Raw genomic sequence first — 1150 nt, forward strand, 5'->3', positions numbered from 1 at the left:
ATTTTAGTTAAGTTCATATTAAGTTTTTTATAATCGTATAAAGATTTTGTGAAGATTAAAGACTCCTTTAATATAAAAAAGCAGCAATAATTAAATTGCTGTTTTGTAGACTATAATTTTTTTTCTTTAAATCCACCACCTTTTACTTCATCAATATTATTAATTGAGACGAAAGCATTTTTATCTTCTTTATATATTATTTCTTTTATTTTAGCAACTTGACTAGATGCAACTACACAATATATCATTTTCTTGTTCACTTTTGAGTAAGCACCTTGTGCATCTAAGAAAGTTACACCTTTACCTGTGGTCTTCATTATATTACTCGCTATCTCACCATATTTTTCTGATATAAGCAAAATCAACTTTTGTTTATTAAAAATATCCTTTGCCTTTTCTATTGATATAGATGTTAAATACATGGAAATTAATGTATACATTGCTTTAAGTCCACCAAATAACACTCCACCCACACATATAATAAAAAAGTTTATTACTAGTGATGCATTCTTTATGGATATATCGTATTTAATTTTTAGAGCTGCCATTACAATATCCAAGCCTCCAACAGATGAGTTTGCTTTAAATATTAATCCAACTCCAACACCAATTAGAATACCTCCAAAAATACTTTGAATCATTAGGTCATCTATCCTTATATATTTATAAAGATTTTCTGAAATTCCTAAAGCAAAAGAATAAATAAACATATTTATAATACTTGTAAAAAAGAACTCTTTATCCACATACTTTTTACAAATAATAAAAATTGGAATATTCATTACTATTATGGCTATACCTTGATTAATTCCAAATAATTTATTTAGTATGACTACTATTCCTGCAAGACCACTACTAAGCAGGTCTGCTGGTGCTAAAAATCCATTGATTCCTATGGCAGATATTATTATTCCTATAATTATTAATAATTGCTTTCCGACTTTACTTTCTAAAAAATCCACCTGTCACTCCCCCCTTTTTACATATATTCCCAATTACTATTCTATCTAATTTCTCATTATAATGGATAAGAATTATGTATAATGATTTTTTTAAATAAAAGCTTTACTTTTCACCAACCACATCCTCTAATTTGGCCTCATATTGTTAAAGCATTTTCATTTAAATTTAGTAGTATAATAAAAAAGCT

The 1150-nt window shown here is 26.5% G+C and carries 1 protein-coding gene; it reads right to left on the reverse strand.

The window, feature by feature from the left end; translation table 11 throughout:
* Positions 1-110: 110 nt before the first annotated feature.
* Positions 111-962: a YitT family protein gene (locus NSA58_RS20465; RefSeq protein ID WP_039677957.1), complete on the reverse strand. Its 852-nt coding sequence runs from the start codon at positions 960-962 to the stop codon at positions 111-113.
* Between the last annotated feature and the right edge of the window lie 188 nt (positions 963-1150).

The organism is Terrisporobacter muris (genome assembly GCF_024621905.1).
In the GTDB taxonomy this organism is placed as follows: Bacteria; Bacillota; Clostridia; order Peptostreptococcales; family Peptostreptococcaceae; genus Terrisporobacter; species Terrisporobacter muris.